The sequence below is a fragment of the Streptomyces sp. NPDC014764 genome (genome assembly GCF_043082785.1).
GTDB lineage: Bacteria > Actinomycetota > Actinomycetes > Streptomycetales > Streptomycetaceae > Streptomyces > Streptomyces althioticus.
In genome coordinates this window covers 16,918-35,991 of sequence record NZ_JBIBXY010000032.1, presented here as the reverse complement: position 1 = coordinate 35,991, position 19,074 = coordinate 16,918, and the positions used below count along the sequence as shown (strand labels likewise).

The 19,074-nt window shown below is 67.8% G+C and carries 21 protein-coding genes; 11 read left to right on the top strand and 10 right to left on the bottom strand.

The features are described 5' to 3' along the window. Window positions 1-431: 431 nt before the first annotated feature. Window positions 432-1,517, bottom strand: coding sequence for an XRE family transcriptional regulator (locus ACF1AG_RS34245; RefSeq protein WP_391811007.1), 1,086 nt, complete (start codon window positions 1,515-1,517; stop codon window positions 432-434). A 21-nt stretch (window positions 1,518-1,538) separates the two neighbouring features. Then, window positions 1,539-2,216, bottom strand: coding sequence for a hypothetical protein (locus ACF1AG_RS34240; protein WP_391811006.1), 678 nt, complete (start codon window positions 2,214-2,216; stop codon window positions 1,539-1,541). Between the two features lie 294 nt (window positions 2,217-2,510). Here ACF1AG_RS34240 and ACF1AG_RS34235 point away from each other — a divergent pair, with 294 nt between their 5' ends. Then, window positions 2,511-3,542, top strand: coding sequence for a hypothetical protein (locus tag ACF1AG_RS34235; RefSeq protein WP_391811005.1), 1,032 nt, complete (start codon window positions 2,511-2,513; stop codon window positions 3,540-3,542). Between the two features lie 602 nt (window positions 3,543-4,144). Here ACF1AG_RS34235 and ACF1AG_RS34230 read toward each other — a convergent pair. From ACF1AG_RS34230 to ACF1AG_RS34210, 5 genes are all read right to left on the bottom strand, one after another. Continuing rightward, window positions 4,145-5,026, bottom strand: coding sequence for a hypothetical protein (locus tag ACF1AG_RS34230; protein WP_391811004.1), 882 nt, complete (start codon window positions 5,024-5,026; stop codon window positions 4,145-4,147). 181 nt (window positions 5,027-5,207) lie between these two features. After that, complete coding sequence (tpg, locus tag ACF1AG_RS34225) at window positions 5,208-5,762, bottom strand: telomere-protecting terminal protein Tpg (protein ID WP_391811003.1); 555 nt, start codon at window positions 5,760-5,762, stop codon at window positions 5,208-5,210. A 147-nt stretch (window positions 5,763-5,909) separates the two neighbouring features. Beyond that, window positions 5,910-7,304, bottom strand: a complete 1,395-nt coding sequence (locus ACF1AG_RS34220; RefSeq protein ID WP_391811002.1) for a replicative DNA helicase — start codon at window positions 7,302-7,304, stop codon at window positions 5,910-5,912. A gap of 85 nt (window positions 7,305-7,389) precedes the next feature. Beyond that, window positions 7,390-8,361 carry a hypothetical protein gene (locus ACF1AG_RS34215; protein WP_391811001.1) on the bottom strand — a complete coding sequence of 324 codons (972 nt, stop codon included), beginning with the start codon at window positions 8,359-8,361 and terminating at the stop codon, window positions 7,390-7,392. A gap of 355 nt (window positions 8,362-8,716) precedes the next feature. Continuing rightward, window positions 8,717-8,881, bottom strand: coding sequence for a hypothetical protein (locus ACF1AG_RS34210; RefSeq protein ID WP_235216458.1), 165 nt, complete (start codon window positions 8,879-8,881; stop codon window positions 8,717-8,719). A gap of 216 nt (window positions 8,882-9,097) precedes the next feature. Between ACF1AG_RS34210 and ACF1AG_RS34205 the strand changes: the two genes are divergently transcribed. Both ACF1AG_RS34205 and ACF1AG_RS34200 read left to right on the top strand, forming a co-directional pair. Beyond that, the gene (locus ACF1AG_RS34205) at window positions 9,098-9,742 is read left to right on the top strand and encodes an HAD family hydrolase (protein ID WP_391811000.1); all 645 of its coding nucleotides are present in this window, start codon (window positions 9,098-9,100) and stop codon (window positions 9,740-9,742) included. Between the two features lie 4 nt (window positions 9,743-9,746). Beyond that, window positions 9,747-10,586, top strand: a complete 840-nt coding sequence (locus tag ACF1AG_RS34200; RefSeq protein WP_391810999.1) for a DUF1932 domain-containing protein — start codon at window positions 9,747-9,749, stop codon at window positions 10,584-10,586. A 7-nt stretch (window positions 10,587-10,593) separates the two neighbouring features. On the opposite strand, the gene ACF1AG_RS34195 is transcribed toward ACF1AG_RS34200, so the two are convergent. The 3 genes from ACF1AG_RS34195 to ACF1AG_RS34185 form a co-directional block, all read right to left on the bottom strand. Continuing rightward, window positions 10,594-11,163, bottom strand: a complete 570-nt coding sequence (locus tag ACF1AG_RS34195; RefSeq protein ID WP_279955095.1) for a guanylate kinase — start codon at window positions 11,161-11,163, stop codon at window positions 10,594-10,596. After that, a complete protein-coding gene (locus tag ACF1AG_RS34190; RefSeq protein ID WP_279955094.1) occupies window positions 11,160-12,197 on the bottom strand; it encodes an AAA family ATPase in 1,038 nt (345 codons plus the stop codon). The genes ACF1AG_RS34195 and ACF1AG_RS34190 overlap by 4 nt, the downstream gene beginning before the upstream one ends. A 179-nt stretch (window positions 12,198-12,376) precedes the next feature. Further along, window positions 12,377-13,168 carry a GntR family transcriptional regulator gene (locus ACF1AG_RS34185; protein ID WP_391810998.1) on the bottom strand — a complete coding sequence of 264 codons (792 nt, stop codon included), beginning with the start codon at window positions 13,166-13,168 and terminating at the stop codon, window positions 12,377-12,379. Between the two features lie 417 nt (window positions 13,169-13,585). Between ACF1AG_RS34185 and ACF1AG_RS34180 the strand changes: the two genes are divergently transcribed. The 8 genes from ACF1AG_RS34180 to ACF1AG_RS34145 all read left to right on the top strand — a co-directional run bounded on the left by ACF1AG_RS34180 (window position 13,586) and on the right by ACF1AG_RS34145 (window position 19,025). Further along, window positions 13,586-14,194 carry a hypothetical protein gene (locus ACF1AG_RS34180; RefSeq protein ID WP_279955092.1) on the top strand — a complete coding sequence of 203 codons (609 nt, stop codon included), beginning with the start codon at window positions 13,586-13,588 and terminating at the stop codon, window positions 14,192-14,194. A gap of 391 nt (window positions 14,195-14,585) precedes the next feature. Beyond that, entirely contained in the window at window positions 14,586-14,936 is a 351-nt protein-coding gene (locus tag ACF1AG_RS34175; protein WP_391810997.1) for a hypothetical protein, read from the top strand. A gap of 148 nt (window positions 14,937-15,084) precedes the next feature. Continuing rightward, window positions 15,085-15,471: a hypothetical protein gene (locus ACF1AG_RS34170; protein WP_391810996.1), complete on the top strand. Its 387-nt coding sequence runs from the start codon at window positions 15,085-15,087 to the stop codon at window positions 15,469-15,471. A 289-nt stretch (window positions 15,472-15,760) separates the two neighbouring features. Next, a complete protein-coding gene (locus tag ACF1AG_RS34165; RefSeq protein WP_391810995.1) occupies window positions 15,761-15,937 on the top strand; it encodes a hypothetical protein in 177 nt (58 codons plus the stop codon). Window positions 15,938-16,072: 135 nt separating this feature from the next. After that, window positions 16,073-16,267 (top strand): hypothetical protein, encoded by a 195-nt coding sequence (locus tag ACF1AG_RS34160; protein ID WP_391810994.1) that lies wholly within the window; start codon window positions 16,073-16,075, stop codon window positions 16,265-16,267. Between the two features lie 331 nt (window positions 16,268-16,598). Further along, window positions 16,599-18,155 (top strand): DUF2637 domain-containing protein, encoded by a 1,557-nt coding sequence (locus ACF1AG_RS34155; RefSeq protein WP_391810993.1) that lies wholly within the window; start codon window positions 16,599-16,601, stop codon window positions 18,153-18,155. Window positions 18,156-18,297: 142 nt separating this feature from the next. Beyond that, a complete protein-coding gene (locus ACF1AG_RS34150) occupies window positions 18,298-18,807 on the top strand; it encodes a hypothetical protein (protein ID WP_114876301.1) in 510 nt (169 codons plus the stop codon). Then, window positions 18,807-19,025 (top strand): hypothetical protein, encoded by a 219-nt coding sequence (locus ACF1AG_RS34145; RefSeq protein ID WP_189482800.1) that lies wholly within the window; start codon window positions 18,807-18,809, stop codon window positions 19,023-19,025. The genes ACF1AG_RS34150 and ACF1AG_RS34145 overlap by 1 nt, the downstream gene beginning before the upstream one ends. Window positions 19,026-19,074: the final 49 nt, after the last annotated feature.

Sequence of the window (19,074 nt, the reverse complement as noted above, 5' to 3'; positions counted from 1 at the left end):
CCCGCGGAGCGGGTCCCCTGCGGGCTGCGCCCGCAGGCAGCGAACACCCGGGCTGCGCCCGGGTGTTGCGCTCCCGCTCCGCGTGAGCGCTGCTGCTCGCTGCGCGAGCAGCCCACCCGCCTTGCTGCGCAAGGCGGGTGACGCTCCGTCCGCTGCGCTCCCGGAGCTGCGGGGGCCTGCGGCCCAGCAAGGTGGCCTCCGCTGCGCTCCAGCCACCCCCGGGCGCTCCGCACCCGGAAGGCCGGCCCCGCTGCGCGGTGCGGCCAACGCGCCTACGGCCCGAGCAGCGAGGGGAAGGCGGTGGCGGGGGCCGGTGACCTTGCATCAGATCATGCAGCATGTAGCTTTGGCAGAACCTTGCCACCCCCGTTGCTTCAACTCTAGCCCTGGATAGGCTCTGGAAACAGAGCCCTTCTCCGTCCGGTGAACCTTTATTGCACGAGGCTCAGGGCGGGGCGTGCTGGGGCTGTTCGCTGCTCGCCTCCGGCTACGCCGATGGGGACGAGACCGAAAACGTAGTCGTTGAGTTCTTCGGGGAAGATATCGACTGCTTTTGCGATGTCGATGGGGCTTTTTCCCTCGGCTCGCATGACCTCAAAGACCTTGGAAATGAGTTTGCTACTTTCTCGGACCAGGGTGGATTTTGGTTCTGCTTTTCGGTATCCGAGCTGGGCAAGTTGTTTTGCGGTCTGGCTGTATCGCCATTCAGAGAGCAGGCTCAGTGTGCGGAGGCGGTAGGTGAATGCCATAGCGGAGACGCCCCAGCGTCGTTTGGCGCTGAGGATGCGCAGGACGTCGGCATTGTTGACTTGCTGGGCAAGGATGCCGGCCTTGGGCATGAGGAAGGCTGATGCGAAGGCGTCTGCTGCGGCTTCTGCTTCGGGACCGCGGGGGGACTGGTAGCCGCTGTGCAGGACGAGGTGGCCGAGCTCGTGGGCGGCGTCGAAGCGGCCGCGTTCGGCGGTCTTGCGGGTGTTGAGCATGGCGTAGGGGGTGCCGTGCCTGATGGTTGAGAAGGCGTCGATGTCGAGGCAGTCAGGAGCGAGGGAGAAGACGCGGACGCCGTGTGCTTCGAGGAGATGCACCATGTTCGGGGCTGGTGCCTCTCCCAGGCCCCATTCGACGCGGACGCGTTCTGCTGCGGCCTCGGGGTCTAGCTCGGGGTAGGACGGCACGTCGGGCTTGGGCAGGGTGAAGTGCTCTTCGCACCAGAGGTTGATGGTGGCGGCGATGGAACCGCAGCTTAGAGCGCTGTCGCGTTCGGCCGCGTTCATCTTCGATGGTGCGCGGAAGCTGACGGCGCCGGGGAGCATGTCGGGTGCCGGCGGAGCGTGGAAGAAGCTGACGGGGAAGCGCAGCGCGGCGGCGAGTGAGGAAAGTGTCTCCTCCGACGGGGTTTTCCTGGCGTTCTCGAAAGCGGTGATGCTTTGCGGTGAGTATCCCGATTCGCGGGACAGTGCCGCAAGAGTCATGCGCCGTCGCTTGCGCGCCAGTACCAGTCTTTCGGGGGTGAACACTTTCCCCATCTCCCGTCGTGCTTAAGTGGTTGGCTTGGACCTTACCTCGAAGTCGAGGTCACCACCGTCACCGCCGTCTTCGGACGAGTCCAGCAGGCCCAGGTCGAATCCGGGATCGTCACCGGTGAACAGCGGGATACGTTCGCTCCACTCGTTCACGTACTTCCCTTCCATTTTCACCGGGAGGGACAGTTCTGCCACGAGTCGGCCGTCATCGGTTCGCCCGTAGAGGAGGAACCACAACGGCATGGCATCGAGCTCGCCGCCGAACTCGATTTCGTCGCGTGAAGCGATGATGGTCTGCCCGCTGCGCTCGAACCTGATGTTGTCCTCCACGAGCTGCGCCATGACACGGCCCTTGGGGTTCTTCGACCGGACCTTGCTGTCCGGATCGCCAACGCCGCCGGCCCCGCTGACTGCGGTGATGGCGTGGCTGCCCGAGGGATGGACGACCCGCAGGATGCTGTCGCGCCTGGTGTACTTCCACACTGGGTTCTGCTTCTTGGGGTCGGTCAGTTGCTCCGCCAGGTAGCGGTTGGCCCTGCTCCAGAACGTGATGCCCGGCATCGCCGGCGCATCGAACTCCGTACACATCCGGGCCTCACTGGTCGCCTGAGCCAAGGCGTCCTCGAAGAGCTTCTTCGTCACCCCCAGCTGCGCTAACCGCGCCTGCTGCACCTGTGCTTCGTCGCCGGTCATGCATCCCCTCCCGCAGTCGGTTTCATAAACCGTACCTGGCTCAAGGTCGGATTTTTGAAACCTCTGAGATCATTGCACAAACGTTCGATTTAGTCACCACTTGAGTCGGGTAGCGTTGCACGGACGTGTCGGCACGCCCCCAGGGTCTCTGGTGCCGTCTGGGCCGCACCCCCTCACCGAGCACCTGACTCGCGCAGCAGCTGGTCGCTGGCCTCCACTGCGATGGCACCTGCCGGAGATGAGCAGGGAGACCAGTCGATGTGCAGCAGCTCTCCTGCCCACTACATTCGGCGGATGGATGCAACTGAGCACATAGTGGCCCTGATCCGAAGGGCTCTGGACGAGTTCGATGATCACCCGCTGCACGTCTCGGTCCGCCGTGCGGTGCGGATAGCCAGCCTCATCGGTGACTCACACGCCGCTGTACGGCTCGGGCTCGACCTGCAGGACCGCGGGGGCGACCCAAACCAGCATCGCGGTGACATGCAGCGATTGATGACCGACCCGTCGTTGTGGGGCGACCGCGCCGGGACGAGTCCTGATGTCTCAGCTATGCGCGAGTACTTGAAAGACCGCGAGAAGAGCGACGAACCGGGCATGATATTGGCCCACTCACTCGCCGACATCGAGTACCTCACAGAGAAAGTTCCCAACACGAACAGCACCGCCAGCGTCAAGGCGGACATGGCCCTTCTGGGAATTCAGGATCGAGCACGGCTGCGCACGTTCTCCTACCTGGTGTCCTGGGAACGCCGTTTCGGCTACACGTCTGTGAATGAATCGATCTTCGGTAGCTACAAAGCTGAGGTCGACAAGATGCTTGCCGAAGGTGTCCCCGACCTGGTCGAAAAATTCACGGCCGTCTACCGGCGCATGAACGAGGCTGCTACCCGTGCACCGGAGGGGCCCGGAGCGGAGGAGCTCTCCCAGGCCCTCACATCGTGCCGCCGGATCCTGGAAGCGGTCGTTGACCACGTTCTCCCGGCACAGGATGAGCCCAGCGAGTCAGGACATAAGCTAGATCAGCCCTCGTACCGCAACCGTCTGTTCGAGTTCATCAAGCGAGCCAACAGCAGTAGGTCCGCCGCCAAGGTAACCATCGCCCTAGGTAAGGGTCTCCACGAACGGTTCACCGCCATCGACGAGATGACCAACAAGGGCGTCCACGCCGCTGTGGCTCTCCAGGCGGCCAACCTCTGTGCGCTCAACACCTATGTCCTGTGCGGAGAGATCCTGCTTCTCAAGCACCACGTTGATAGCAGGCCTGTAGCGGTAGACGCCAAGTCTGGGGAATTTGCCGACACCTCAACGGATGGTGCTGGCTAGGGAAACCCACCAGAGGCAACAGCGCGCAGCGCTGTCGGTACGGCCCTCGGTGCCCTATAGCCCATGCTGCACCCTGGCCCGAGTGTGCAGGCGCGTCGGAGGACAGGTCAGAGCAGCCGTAGAAGGCGTGCTGCGGCGAGGCATGCTGGCTGTGGATTCCGATTCCCCTTTCGAGAAGTATTCGCTGGCCGGTGCCCCGTGCCACCCGCTTCAACGGACTGAGGGGCGCCGGCCTTTTCTGCTAGTGCGCCGTGAGCCTGACTGCGGCTGCTTCGGCGCGCAGCTGCTGCGTGTTGTCCGCGAAGTCGGAGGCATGCCGATGGGCTGCTGCCGGGCACGGGCCGACGTCGGCCTGGCGTAGAGTTCAGGGCCTCGCGGAACGCCTTCAAGGAGTAGGCGGGCTCGGTGACGATGCCGAGCGTCCGGCCTCGTCCACCACCCACACCAGAGGCGGGTCGACGTAGACGTCCTGCGCGGTGAGGACGTCCCCGCAGGACAGACGAACGTGCGCGCGTCTTCAAGGGCCGCTTCGGCGAGGCGCAGCGCAGCCGTCCCTCGGCCGCTGAGACCGACTGGCAATCCTATGCGGAGCCGGAGGGAGTCTAATTCCACTCCTCCGCCAGGACGAACTCGTACCCCAGGTCCCAGGCGGCGTTGCTCAGTTCTGTCTTGAGAACCTCACGCTTAGCATCCAAATCCGCCGTGAGTCGCTCGACCAGTTGAAGGAAGTTTCGACTCCGGGTGAATGGGTTGGCGGCCGTGAAGTTCCCTAGTTCATCTACTGCTTCGTGTAGCTCCTCACTGTAAGCATGCCAAGCGTCGAGGACTCGTGGGTACGATTTTCCAATGCTGCGCGCGATGTCGTGGCACGTAGAACCCTGATACCAATGGATAGCGCCAAACTGAGACCGCGGTAGCGTCAGCCGATTAGAATCGGCAATGAAGTATAGTCTATGAAGCTCAAGCAGGTGCAATCGAGTTTCATTACGCAAGACGACCATGCGGTCGAACAATGCGCTTTTACGCAGTACCTCCCTCTGTTCCGCGCGCTCCTCTGTATCCTTTTCTCTCTTCTTCGCCTCAAGCCTGTCGTTTTCGGCCCGGCTGATTTTCCCAGTCCTAACCGGTGACAGCCAGGTCACGGCAGCGCCGATGATGGCGCCCAGTAGTCCAGCGAGTGGAACCGCATTACTCAAGGTGCAACTCCTTCCTTCCGAGAGGGAGTCAGTCTGCCCAGACAGGTAACCGCCGATGCCCGGCTTGAGGTTCATCTGCGGTTCAGCCTCTGTCAGGCCGAGGCGGTCGCGGATGCTCTGAGGGGGTGTCAGGACCCCCGACCCTGCCGGGACCATGTGGTGACCTGCGCAGACGCAGAGGCCGGCCGGATGGGTACGCAACACCCACCAGCGCAACGGTGTTCCCACGACCGTGACGGCGCCGGAGGCGGCCACCAACGGGTCGGCATCGCGCGCGCAGCTTGCCACTGTGAGCCCACCCAATGTCCCGACGCCGCTCCGCAGCCGCGTCGGGCTGCGAACGCCGCACCCTGGGCGCCGGCCCCGGCACGCCCGTGCCATCTCCCCCGACGTGGCTGGGCATGGACTCTCCCCAGAGAGAAGGGCAGAACTCCTCAATGCAAGAGAATCCCACCCTCAGAGTTTCTCCTTAGATATCGAATTGGAGATATTCCACGTCAGTGAATTCGGCTTCCAGACCGTGAGCACGGCGGCCGCCGTCGCGGAAGTAGACCTCGCCGAGGGCTTCGCCGGCGAGGGCGCGCAGCTGCTGCTCGCTGGCACCGGCATCCTGGGCGTTGAACAGGCGGGCCGCGTGCTGCGGAGGCAGGGCGAGGGTGAGGTGCCGGATGCGGGCGTCATCGGTGGTACCGGGCGCGGCGGTGAAACCGAACCGGGCACGGACGTCGACGACAACGCCCGTGCTGGTGGCCGCCCGCTTGCGGGCCTGGGCGCGCACCCGCGGCTGCCAGCGTTCGCGCACCGCGTCGGCCAGGCGCTGAGCGAGGTCGGCGCGGGGCCGGCGGATCTGATCTTTGACGTACCGCTCCACGGTGCGCTGGGAGACGCCGAGTTGCTGGGCGACGGCGCGGGTGCCTTTGAGCTGCTTGACCAGGTAGCGCATCTGTGCGCCGGCCGACTTGGGGATGGGGCGGGTGAATGCCTGCTGTACGGCCTTGTTGAGGCCGTCGTCCACGATGCCCATGCGGGGCGCCTCCGTTCGTGATCGACTGTGTGGGCCGCTGCGGGGCGATCACGGCCGGGCTGGAGGAGTTGCCCGGCCGGGTTGCGATCGGCCTGCACAGCGGCGCTCAGACCGTCTCTGGCGTGTGCGGGGTGTGTTGAGGGCGGGTCAGGTGTGGGCCATGTCGACGAACCGGGAGTAATGCAGCTGGCTGGCGACAGTCACGCAGGCGGTGGGCCCGAACCGATTCTTCTCGATGACCAGGTCAACCTCGCCGGCGCGCGGTGATTCCTTGTCGTCCGCGTCGGGCCGCTCAACCTTGATCAGCACCGACGCGTCGCTCTTGATCGCCCGGGACTCACGCACCATCCCGTCGTCGTTGAGCTGAGACAGGGCGATGACGTGGCAGCCGAGCTGGACGGACAGGTTCTTCAAGCCGCGTGAGACGGCGGCGACGGCCTGCTCGCGGGTGATGTTGCGGGACTGCTCGGTCTCGACCAGTTGCAGGTAGTCCACGACCAGGAGGCCCAGGCTTTCAGCGCGGGCACAGGCGCGGGCGGCGGAGGCGATGTCGCCCAGGGACGCACCGTCGGGCCGGTAGACCCGCAGGGGCAGCTTCTGGAACAGCTCCGGCCCCAAGGAATGGATCTTCTCCCACTCCTCGGCCGTGAGGCCGTCCTTGTGGGTCAGGTGGTGCAGGGCGATCTTCCCCTCAGCGGCAGCGATCTTCTGCATCAGCTCGGTGCTGCTCATCTCCAGCGAGGAGAACAGCACCGTGGCGCCCGTCTTGGCAGCGGCCACGGCCATGTTCAGCGCGAGGGTGGACTTGCCCACCCCGGACTGGGCGGCCACCACGGTCACGTTGCCCGGCTGCATGCCGGAGGTGAGGGTGTCGAGGTCGGCGAACCCGTAGGTCAGGCCGACCCGCTGCCCGTTCTGGATGTCTTCGGTCTCCGCAACGAAGTCGAGGTAGAGGTCCCCGACCGCGGGCGGTGCCTCGTGCAGGCCCGGTGTGCCGGCGACGATGTCGGTGAGCTGCTGCTCGACCAGGGCGCGCACCTCGTCCTCGTCGCCGGCCTCGCTGAAGGCGTACTCGAGAATGCGGTTGGCCGACTCGATGACCGCACGCCGGTAGGCCTTGGCGCGGACGATCTCCGCGTAGCGCGGTCCGTTGGCCGCGGTGGGCGCGGCCTCGATGCACACGTGCAGGTAGGAGGCGCCGCCGGCACGGGTCAGTTCGCCGCGTTCGGTCAGGGCGTTGGCGACGGTGACCGGGTCGACGGCTTCGCCTGCCTGGTGCACGTCCAGGATGGCGCGGTGGATCACCTGGTGGGCGGGCCGGTAGTACTCCTCAGCGGCAAGGCCCGTGTCCAGGATCTCGCCGAAGTACCTGTAGGACGCGCTCTTCGGGGTGCCAGCCAGCAGCAGTGATCCAAGGACCGCCTGTTCGGCCTGAAGGTCCTGCGGCGGCACGCGGGTGAACCCGGCTGGCTGCTTGCCCTCGAGTGCATCGCGGTCGGCGTCGGAGGTGTCGTGGCTCTGAGCGGGAATGCTGGTAGACACTGGTGAGGTCTCCTGATCGAGTGTGGTGCTCAGGGGATTCCACGGGCCGCTCCCCTGCACGGGAGCGGCCCGTACTGCCATCTGGTCAGACAGGCACAGTCAGCGCGCACTCCACGCAGCCCCTGCGGTAGCGGGCCGGGTGCTCCGGGCACCGCTCCGCACCGGTGCCCTGACCGTGGCTGGCACTGGTGCCGGTGACGATGGCGTACCGCGGAAGATCCCTGATCCGCGTCGGCACCAGCGACGACGGCCGCTTGAAGCCCTGCGGATCCCGGGTGACCTCCCGCGCCAGCACCGTGTGGTCCACCTCGAAGATCGACGGCCAGCCCTGCTCAGCCATCGCCCCCAGCAGCAGCGGCGCGTACTTACGGGCCGATGCCGCACCCATGTGATGCGGCGGGCGCAGCTGCTGCAAGAACGACTCCGCCGCGTGAAGGTCCTTCGAGGCGAAGCCAGCCTCCCCCTCCTCCCGCTGTGAGGGAAGCGACCCCTGCGGGTCAGTGAGGGGGTAGGGGGAGGAGGTAGTTACCTCCTCCGGGGGGTGTGGGGGGTGGACGCCGGATCGCGGGTTTTCCGCATTCCGGCTCTGACCAGGCGAAACGCGGGTTTCCGGATCGCGGGTTTTCCGCGATCCGGCTCCGGATCGCGGGTTTTCCGCATTCCGGCTCTGACCAGGCGAAACGCGGGTTTCCCGCGATCCGGAGGGCTGGGAACCACGGGTTTCCCGCACTTCGCCGCTGACCTGCTGCGATGCCGCGATACCGAGATCGACGTACTGCTCGTTGTTCGCGGGGTTCCGGTACACCCGAGTCACCCAGGTAGGGCGCTGTGTGGTGTCGTCGTAGACCGAGACGCGGGCGAGGTGGCCGGCCTTCGTCAGACGTGCCTGGATGGCGTTGTAGCGGTCCTTGCCCATCTTCCAGCCCTGCGCCTGGAGGTCCCGCCGAATGGCCTCCATGGTCGACGGCAGGCGAGGGTCCCGCAGTAGCAGTTCTGCCAGGACGCCGATGTCTTCGGGCTGCAAGCCCGGCGTGCGCACCAGCTCACGACGCAGCACGACTTCCTCAGGCGGCTCCCAGCCGCGCTCGAGGTAGCTGGCGCCGAGGTCGTCAGGCGACGGCGGACGGTGTGGGGTGTGCAAAAGGGGTCATCTCCCCGGGTAGGGGAGCCGTGACCAGCGGATGTGACCAAGCAAGGGACCCTGAGTAGTGGCGTTGCGCATTCGATGGCGCATACTCTGGGTAGAGGTGACCACGAGGGCCGCAAAGCCCGCGGGTACACCCCGGCGAGGTCACCTCACCGGATCACGACTCAAGGGTTGGCAAGCTCGATTGAGTCGGACTTGGAAGCGGCTCCCGTTGTGGCGACGGGGGCCGCTTCGCGTTACGGCGGGTAGTCGGAGCGGGACATGGTCAGCTGACCTCCGCAAACTCAAAGCCCTCAGCTGCTTGGGGATGTTTTGCAGCCCATCGCCTCAAGAGCCGGGCGTAAGCCTCTAGGCGGCGTCGGTGCGGCTTTGCGGCCCCGACTTCCCAGCGGTTGAACGCGGCACGGGTGACGCCGAAGACCTCGGCCACCTCTTGCTGAGTCAAACCGTCAGCCTTGCGAAGGCGTGCGCGAACCTCTGGTGGTGGCAGAAGCTCCGGTCGGGCAGCAAGGGCGTCGACCGCATCAAACAGGTCGGACACTGGTCCCCCTCTCCTCACGTGATCCAAAACTATACACAAGTCTTGATTCGTGACAGAGAGTTGGTGTCCCTTTTCGCGGAGATCCGCCACGCTAATGTCGGCGTCATGCGCCTCGTTCTTTTTGACCTTGACGGCACGTTGGTCGACCGTCAGTCGGCCTACGGCGGCGCCGTAGCCGATCTGTGCCGCAGGTACGGGTTGGGGCTCGAGGCCGAAGACTGGCTGATTGCCGAGCTTGCAGACCGGGCTGATGCCGCCGACTTCTTCCGCCTGCGTGAAGCGTTCGGTCTGGAACCGTCTGCGGCGGACCTCTGGCAGGAGTACGTCGACCTCATGGCGGCCGCCGTCACCTGTCGCCCCGAGGTCCTCGAGGGACTGGCTCGCCTGCGCGCGGCCGCATGGACGATTGGCGTCCTTACCAACGGAGCCGGCGACATCCAGCGCGCCAAACTTGCCGGGACCGGCCTCACCGACCTGGTCGACGGCGTCGCCGCCTCGGGCGACCTGGACATCCGCAAGCCGGATCGGCGCCTCTTCGAACTCGGGGCCACCCGTTGCGGCGTCAGCCTCGCGGACGGCGGCTGGATGGTCGGAGACAACCCGGCCGGAGACATCGGCGGCGGCCACCAGGCTGGCCTGCGCACCATCTGGTTGCGAGGACGCCCCTGGCCCGACGGACTCCCCGCCGCGCACCATGTCGTCGACGACGTCACCGACGCCATCACCATCCTGCTCGCAGAGACGGAGTAGCACTGTGGTCCAGCCGACCGTCGGCATCCTCCACCCAGGCAGCATGGGCGCTGCGGTCGCCGCGTGCACCGCGGCCAACGCGGCCGAGGTCCTGTGGTGTGAGACCGGGCGCAGCACCGCGTCCGTGGAGCGCGCCGCCCAGTTCGGGCTGACGCCCGTGTCCACGCTGGCCGAGCTGCTGGGCCGCAGCGACATCGTCATCAGCCTCTGCCCGCCGGCCGCTGCCGAGGACCTGGCCCGCGACGTCGCCGGGCACCGCTTCGCCGGGGTGTACGTGGAAGCGAACGCCATCAATCCCACGCGCGTACAGCGGATCGCCGGGCTGCTCGAACCCGACGCGACCGTTGTGGACGGTGGTGTCGTCGGCTCCCCGCCGGTCGGCGGCAAGATGCCAACCGTGTACCTGTCCGGCCCGGCCGACGCGACCGAGCGCATCGAGGCGCTGTTCGCGGGCACCGCCGTCCGAGCGGCGGTGCTGGGTACTGAAATCGGGAAGGCATCCGCGCTGAAGCTGGCATACGCCTCTTTCCAGAAGACCAGCCGGGTGCTGGTGGCGCTCGCGGTCGGCATGGCGCGCGAGCACGGCGTCGCCCAAGAGCTCCTCGACGTCGCCTCGAAGCGCGCCGATTCGTACCTGTCCGAGCCGCAGTACGTCGCCAAGACCGCGGCCCGCGCGTGGCGCTGGGGCCCGGAGCTGGAGGAAGCCGCCGACGCGCTCGAGGCCGCCGGCCTCCCGCCGGAGATGCTGCGCGCGGCCGCGTCCACGCTGGCGCGGTGGCACGACGCCAAGGACGACGGCGAGCTCACGCTCACCGACGCCTTGGACCGACTCGCCCAGCCGTAGCCCGCACTCATGCCGTCGCCGCTCCCGCCCGCTGCGTCAGCAGCTGGTCGATGAGCCGTGCCGCGTCCTGCGGCGCCGCCGCCGTGGTATCCACGGTCAGGTCCCAGACCATGCCTGGGTGTGTGTCCAGGTCGTCGCGCGTTGAGTCCCACGCCGCCAGGCGCGCCGCGGTGTCGCTGTCGCCGCGCCCCGTTGACCGCTGCTCGGTCACCTCGCGCGGGCACCACAGGAGCACCACCGACCAGTCGGCCGGGTAACCGTCGACCAGCGCTCGGATGCCATCGACCTGCCCAAGGTGCACCACCGGCACTCCGGCTGCGAACGCGGCGTCGACGCCGGGCCGGTCGATCGCGTACGTGTTGCCGTATCGCGTGTTCGCGTAGACGACGTCGCCCGCGGCATCCAGCTCGCGCAGTTGCTCAGCTGTGCCCATCCGGTAGCTGGCGGCCTTGCCCGTTCCGACCTTGAGCCGCGTGAACTGCACGTACTTGGAGTCAAGTTTGCTTAGCGCGGTGGTGACGGTGTCTTTGCCCGAGGCCGGCGGGCCGTAGAGGATCACGCCTTGCTTCTTCGTCATGCGTACATCGCTCCCATCGCCTGCCGTGCCTGGTCTGCGAGCGTGACCGCCGTCCCCAGCCGGTTGTCGACGACCAAGTGCGGCACCGCTGGGCGCAAATCGAGGTCGATCGTGGCCATGTACTCGTCCCATCGCTGGAGCTTCCACGCGTCCCGAGCTGCTGAGCGGAATCCGATGTACTCGCGCATCGACTCTTCGTCGCAGCGCACCCACACAGGGAAGACGTCGACACCCATCGAGCCTGCACGGTTGGTCAGGCGCTGCATCCAGTCCGGGTCAGTCATTTCGGAGATGAACGGCGCGGTCAGCACCGTGGAGATGCCGCACTTGATGTTGGCCATGGCCGATTGCATCAGGCAGTCGTACTCCACGGGCCGGACCCTTTCGCGGTAGAGCTCGGTGTGGCGGTCGTTCGCGTCGCCGCCCAGCGCGACCAGGAGGCGCTCCACGAGCGGGCGGGTGAGCGGATCCTTGTCGAGCAGCGGCCAACCGGTGAGTTGGACGAAGAAGCGGGCGAGCTCGGTCTTGCCGCTGCCTGCGAAGCCGCCGACCAAGATCAATACGGGACGGTGGGGGTCGCCGCCCGTGTGCCGACGCTTCCATGCGTCGATGATCCGCTGCTGCAGATCGAAGTGGTCGGCTTCGTCGGAGCCCGGCGCGATGCGGTGAATGGCTCGCTCAACCGCCAAGACCTGCGAGCCGTTGAGGTGGTCGTCCATCGGCGTGAGCTTGAAGGACGTCTCCTCACCAGGCAGGGCGGTGCGGAATCCTAGATCTGGCTCAGTGGCCCGGTACAGGAGGCAGTAAGCGCGTCGGTAGTGAGGACCGGGATAGACCTCGCCCTGCTCGTGCTGCCAGAGAGTCTGGGGATTCGCGGCGGGGATGCCCTTGAGTTTGGCCTGCTCAGCGACCTGACGGAGGCGCTCACCGGCCTTCTCCAGGGTCAGCCCGTGAGCCTCGCGTTGCTCGCGCAGCTTGTCCGGACGCCAGCCCGCTCGATGCTTCCCCACCCTGTGACCCTCCGTGATCGTCATGGCCGTGAGCCTAGGGCTCGGGCTGAAAATCGCGTGTATACGCGGATGTTGAAAACGCGTGAATGGCGGTGCGTACGAGCTTGGACAAGCCCATGTGATGGTTCGACCCGTCTGGCCCGAGTGTGATGACCCTCACGAGGGCAGCCGACGGGAGGGACGCCATGGCACGTGAGGTGCTGTCAGTGGTCGTAGTCACCATCTCCGTCGTCATCAGCGAGTCGGGCACTCGTGTGGCGTCGGATGGAGTAGCCAATTTCGAACTCTTCGGCGCTCATTCTGGTGTCGTTCAACTCGACAACCTCGCCGTTGGGGCTGGTCGTTACTCGTACGACGCGCAGGAGCGGAACGCCAACGTCTGCTGGGAGGTTCAATGCCTCAACTTCTTCTGGCGAGGGCATGCGGGCGGAGACGCCTTCGCTCCAGCGGAGGGGGCGGTGGCCCATCTCCTCCAGGCGGTCATAGATGCCGCCGGGGCCCGTGTCGGCCTCTGCGAGTTGAGTTCCTCGAGCGAGTTCGGCCGGCAGGTAACTGGTAGTCAACTGCTTCGGCTTCCTGCTCTCGGGGTCGCCCATCACGCGATCGCGAACGAGGACTTCGGATCCGGTCGGGAGGCCCATGAGGGCGGCGAGATCGACCGGCACGATGCCCCAACGCAGGGTGGGAGGCTCCAGGGCCACCCACGGTTGGGCAGTCGGGTCGAAGTAGTAGCCGATCTCATCGCGGAAGACCTGGCGGGACCGGGTGATGCGCCGCTTCTCGGGGCGCTCTCGCACTATGGTCCCTCTGCGGCGCACCGCGACGACCAGCCCTTCTTGTTCCAGAAGCGAGATGGCGCTCCGGACGGTCTGGTAGCCAGCGCCGTACTCGGCTTGGAGCTCGGTGAGCATCGGCAGCTTGTCGCCCGGCATGTATCGCCCCTCGCCGATCTGCTGTCGCAGGTCAGCGGCGATGTCGCGATACGAGACGGGCATCGAAGCCACCTTTCAGAGTGCTGCGCGGATCTGATTCTAGGGCTAGCTCTATCAGGCGGCGATGGGCGAGCACAATCGATCGACACGAATAGAGCTATCGCTATTGACTCGATAACCCGACATGGTCTCTACTAGGCGATAGCGATAGCTCTAACGCTCTGTTGAGTAGGGGTTACGCCCCTCCGCACCACCGCAGTAGTCGTCCGTCCCTCGGGGCGGCCGGGGTAGTCCTCAGCTCGCTGAGGGCGCGAGAGCACCATCGAACTCCTCCGGAGCCTGACGGCCACGACGACTGTGTGCACGTCGCAGCGCTGTGCGCTGTCTGTCCTGCGGGACGCCTGGCCTTGTGTCGTGCGGCCTGGAGGGCGGAGAGAGCATCGCGACGCTTCCCTGCCGCTCCGTTCGTGAGGAGTTCAGATGTCTGCTTCGACCCTTGAGCGCACCGCCCGTCCCCGCCGGAGCCGGACCCGCTCCCGCACCGTCAACGCCCGCCCGGCGCTGGCCCTCTCTACCCTCCGGCCCCACCAGTACGACCTGCGTCCTGCCTGTGCGTCGCTGGTCTGCCCCGACTGCGAGACGTGGGTGCCAATCACCGGCCTCCAGACCAAGAAGCCCAAGGTCGTGCCGCACGATACCGGCCACGCGGGCAAGGACGCGGCCATCCGGTGCCGCCTGGGCAGCAACCGCCTGGTCCTCGTCGACGTCACGGTCCGGAAGTGGGAGCAGCGCCTGACGGACGGCAACTCGGAGACCACTCACCGTCGCCGGACCACTGTGCGGCGCAAACCCAAGGTCGCGGTCGCCCCGGCGGTCAGCCAGATTGTCACGCAGAAGCAGACGCCGGCGGCCGACGAGCGCAGCAACGGCCGGCCCTTGTGGCTGCTGCGCAAGGAACAGTGGGCGGCGACCGAGTCTGCGGTCCGCGACGTCGACACCCGCCGCGCGGAGCTGCCCGCCGGTGCCGCGCCGCAGGGTGCGCCGCCGGTTCCGCTCACGACGCTGCATCCCGAGCGCCGCGCGAGCTGACCCGCTCCAAACGAACGACCACGGATGCTCGCGCAGCGGCCTTCCCCACCAGCCTGACTTCTTGGGAGGACTTCATGCCCGTGCCTACCGATCCCCGGCCCCCGCAGCAGCGCATCGCTGACCAGATGGCTCCCACCCGGCGGCAGCTGACGCAAGAGGGCCTGCCCCGGTCGCAGCGCCTGAGATCGCCGACCGTATCCACAACCTGAACGAGCAGGCACGCCGCTTCGGTGCCTGATGCAGCCTGCGCTGCCCGCCGGCCACCGCCCACGGCCTCGTGGCCGAGGCTGGTGGCCGGCGGAGTGCGCAGGACGCACTCATGCGACGACCCCCAGGAATTGCGCCCCTGGGGGTCTTGTCGCAGGTCACCCTTTCGGAGAGGACGACCCACATGCCCAGCATCGCATCCATGCACACCGCTGCGTCTCCCGAGCACGAGGGACGGAAGGAAACCCCGGCGACCGGACGACCGCACCCGCACTACAGCGACGTCGCCGAGCAGATCGGCCCCCGCCTCCCCGGCGCGATCTACCAGAACGTGGACGGCCGCTTCGAGGTCCTGTCCCTGGTCACCAATCCCGCCGACGCGGCGCAGCTGCTGCGCCGTGACAGCGCCCGCTGGGCAGTCATCGTCCGCGACACCCTGCGCCCGGATGGCCAGCCCTTTGCGGTCGGTTCGGTGTGGACGACGTCGGACTACCTGATCCGTCCGGCCAGGACCGCGTACACGTCTGCGGCCTGACGGCCAGCCACGGTCTCTCTCCCACCCTGCCAGAGCGTCAGTGGGCGGGAGAGGGGCCGTGGCTGGCCGCCCGGCCAGTCACGGCGACAGCCCCGGAAGGTGAGAGTTCCGGGGCTGTCCGGTCAAAGGACCACAGAAGGAGACTCCCTTGACCACGGCGATCATGACACGACCCGCAGCCCGTACGACAGAGGCCGCGGCCAACCCGGAGTACGCGTGCGACCAGCGCGGCAACTGGCACACCGGCCCCTGCTGCTCGTCCGTCGCGAGCCGCCAGCTCGGTGCCCTTCTGGCGCGCATGGTGCGCGAGGCCGACGCCCGGATCCCGGACGGTCGGCGGGCTCGCCGGACACTTCAGGAGATGGTGCCCGGCTATGAGCGTCAGCCGGTGCTCACCTTGCACCGGCCGGTGATGGCCGACGACGCCTGTCCGCTCTGCGGCCGGTGGAGCTGCACGGGCAGCGACTGCCCGCCCGGTGTGGCACCCGCGCCGAGCCTCACGGTCCGGGACGCACGCAAGGCGGTGACCGCATGATCACCTGCCTCACCGAAGAGGAGCGCAAGAGGCTCGCCGAGAAGGTCCGCGAGGTCAACAAGCAGTCGCAGCAGCGGCCCCGCTGACCCTCGGATGCCTCACCGCATACACGCAGCCCGGGTAGCGCAGCATCGCGCTGCCCGGGCCGCCCTCGCTCTTGGCCCCGGCCATCCCCTCGCCCGTCTGCTGCTGGCCGCCGCTGCCGTGGTTGCCGCAGCGGCATGGGAGGCGGGATACCGCGTCGCCGACCTCCACCCGCCCTGCCGGCACCACGAGAGACGGACACCGCGTGCTTGACGATCTGTACGAGCGCTACCAGTCGGCACACGCCGCGCACCGCGCGCACCGTACTGCCTGTACCGAGTGCACCGACACCAGCCGCTGCCCGACCGGACAGCGGCTGTTCGAGTCGTTCGCGCGGCTGCAAGACGCCTATCTCCACCGTCAGCGCAGCAACCGGCGCTGACCTTTCGCCAGTCCGACACCGCCACCTCTGTCGGCTGCCTGACCCGCACGGCCCCCGCCTCCCGCAGGCGGGGGCCGTGCGCGGTCCAGGGGAGCCGGACAGCCCGGACCACCCACGAACGAGGGGGACCACCTCATGCGCAACCTCGACGACTTCGCCGCAGCCCTGTCGCAGATCACCGCCCAGGCCGCCCGCGCCGCTACCACCAGCACTCAGACCCGCACGGTGATCGACGCCGCCGCCTCCGGTGGTGAGGACGCGGTCCGCCGCGCTGTGGCCGGCATGTCCACCGCCGACCTGAAGCGGCTCAAGCGCCAGCTGGAGCGCTGACGGCCCGACGACTGATCGATCCCGCCCGCACTGACCGCTGCACACCTTGGCCGTCGGTGCGGGTGTCGCCATTTCGGCTTCACCGGACCCCGTTTCGGCTCCACCCGCTTCCGTTTCGGGAGCGGCCCTCACCGTTTCGTCCACATCCGCCCAACCTCATTTGGAGGCCTCCGTGACGATCACTGAGACGCCGCAGACGGCGCCTCTCGACGCCCCCATTTCGGCACCGCCGACCGCCGTTTCGGATCCGCCCGCCCCTGTTTCGGGTACGGCGGGCAGCGTTTCGGGCACACCGAAGCGGAAGCCGATCAAGCCCCGGCGTGACCGTCTGATGACTGCCCTGTCGGTGGCTGCCGCGATCGGCGGCACCCTCGTCGGCGTCATCGGCTTCGCCATGTCCTACAGCACCCTCGCGAAGGTCGCCCTGGCCTGGGGGTTCAGCGAGGAACTGGCCCCCTGGTTCCCGGTCGGCGTGGACGCGAGCATCATCGCGTTCCTCGCGCTCGACCTGTACCTGATCCGCAAGGACACCCCGTGGCCGCTGCTGCGTATGGCCGCCCACGGCATGACCGCCGCCACCGTGTGGTTCAACGCCAGCTCACAGGGCCACATCGGGGACGACCCGGTCAAGGCCGCCAGCCACGGCGTCATGCCGGTGCTGTTCGTCATCGGTGTGGAGGCCGCCCGCCGCCTGATCATCCAAAAGGCCAGGCTGGAGGCCGGTACAGCGGTCGACCGGATCCCGCTGCACCGCTGGATCCTCGCCCCGCTCGACACCCCGCGCTTCTACCGCCGGATGCGGCTGTACGCGGTCGCCTCCTACGAGGAGATGGTCCGGCGCCAGCAGGACCTCATCGCCTATGAGCAGTGGCTGAAGCGCAAGCACGGCGGCGATCTGAGCAAGGCGACCGACGACGAGAAGCTGCCGATGACGATGGCCGCCTACGGCTATACCGTCGCCGAGGCTCTCGCGCTGCCCGAGAAGCAGGAACGCGAGGCGGAGAAGCGTGCGGAGGAAGCCGAGCGCCGGCGCCTGGAGGCGGAGACCCGCCGGGAGCTCGCGCAGAAGAAGGCGCAGGCCGACCGGCTGGAGGCTGACGGCGAGCTGGAGGCCGTCCGTGCCCGGGTGGAGGGTCAGACGGCCCAGGCCCGCGCCCACGCCCGTGCCCAGGCCAGCGCCGCGGAGCGGGCCGCCGAGCTGGAAGAGGCGGCGCTGGAGACCGCGCTGATCGCTGAGGCCCGCGCCCGCGAGGCCGAGGCGCAGCGCAAGGAAGCCCAGGAGCGCGAGGCGCAGGCCGCAGCCGACATCCGCGCGGCCGAGCTGGAACGGCAGGCTGCCGAGAAGCGGAAGGCGGCGGCGGAGGCCGACCAGGCTGCCGCGGCGGAGGCTCAGGCGGTCGAAACACAGGCCGTCGCCGAAGCCCGCCAGGCCGCTGCCGAAGCGAACCGGCGTGCCGCCGAAACGGAGCGGGCCGCTGCCGAAACGCAGCGCGCCACCGCCGAAGCCGCCCGCAAGAAGGCGGAGGAGGAGCGCCTCGCGAAGGCCGCTCTCGCCGATGCCGCGCGTGCCGAGCAGGAAGCGGCCGAAGCCGAGCGGGCCGCTGCCGAAGCGCGACGGGCCGCTGCCGAAATCGAGCGGCGCGCAGCCGAAATCGAGGATGAGGCCAAGCTCACCCGGCGCGAGCGCGCGGTCCGCAAGGTCGCGCGCATGGCGCTCGCGGCCGGCCTCGTGCCCGACGGCCTGGGCTACGACGACATTCAGCACGAGCTGTACGAGCGGATCTCCATCGCCGACGTCCAGCGCGAGTTCGACGTGTCGTCCACGGACACCGCCTCCAAGTACCGCCAGGAGGCCGTCGCCCTGCTCTCCGACGGCTACCGCCCCTGACCACGCACGACGGCCTGTCCGACGGTTCCGCCGGCCCCCGAACTGCTGATGACAGCTCGGGGACACGGCGAAGGCGCCGAGACGCCAACCCGCAGCTTCCCACCGATCCGGATCACCTCACCACCCCGAGGAGAAAACCCTGATGAGCAAGGACATTGCCACCCGCGTCACCACCGGGGTGCAGGCCCTCGCGCTGCCCGGGCAGCGCGAAGGCTGGCAGGCCCAGCACCGCGGATCCCTGCTGACCGACGCGCAGACCTACGACGCCCTCGCCGACGCTATCCAGGCCGACCTCAAGGCCCGCCGCTTGGACGGTGACCTGCCCTGGGGCATCTCTGCTGCCGCCCGGGCACGCAAGCGGGTCAAACCGCTGCGGGACGCCGCTCGGGCCATGCGGCAGGCCGCCAAGGCCATCAACGGCACCGTCGCTGCCTACGAGGAGACACAGCCCGAGGTCGTGCTCCAGCGCCGTGAGGAGAAGGCGCTGCGCAAGGCGCAGCGCAAGCAGCAGCTCGGTGCCGTCGCCCACAACAGTGCGCAGGCCACCCTCCAGCGTCTCGCCCCCGCCGACAGCGACGACGGCCAGGCGGGCGCGCCGAAGCTGCTGGGCGACTACTTCGGCGGCAACAGCCGCCAGCAGCGGGGTGCCTGATGCCCGCTGCGATGTCCCCGCGCAAGGCCGCTCACTGGAACGCCCGATTCGAACAGGCCAGCGCGGCAGGCGAGAGGGGCCCGGAGGAGTTCTTCCGGGCCTGGCTCGACCTGGTGAAGGTCTCCGCCCTGCAGAAGGTGAAGCGGACCGGCGACCACGCCACCTTCAACGCCCTGTCCGCCGAGCTGGAACGGCTCTACCGGGATCACTGCCAGTAACCGTCATCGTCATCATCACCGCCGGAATGGGGGTTGACGGGGGTCCCAA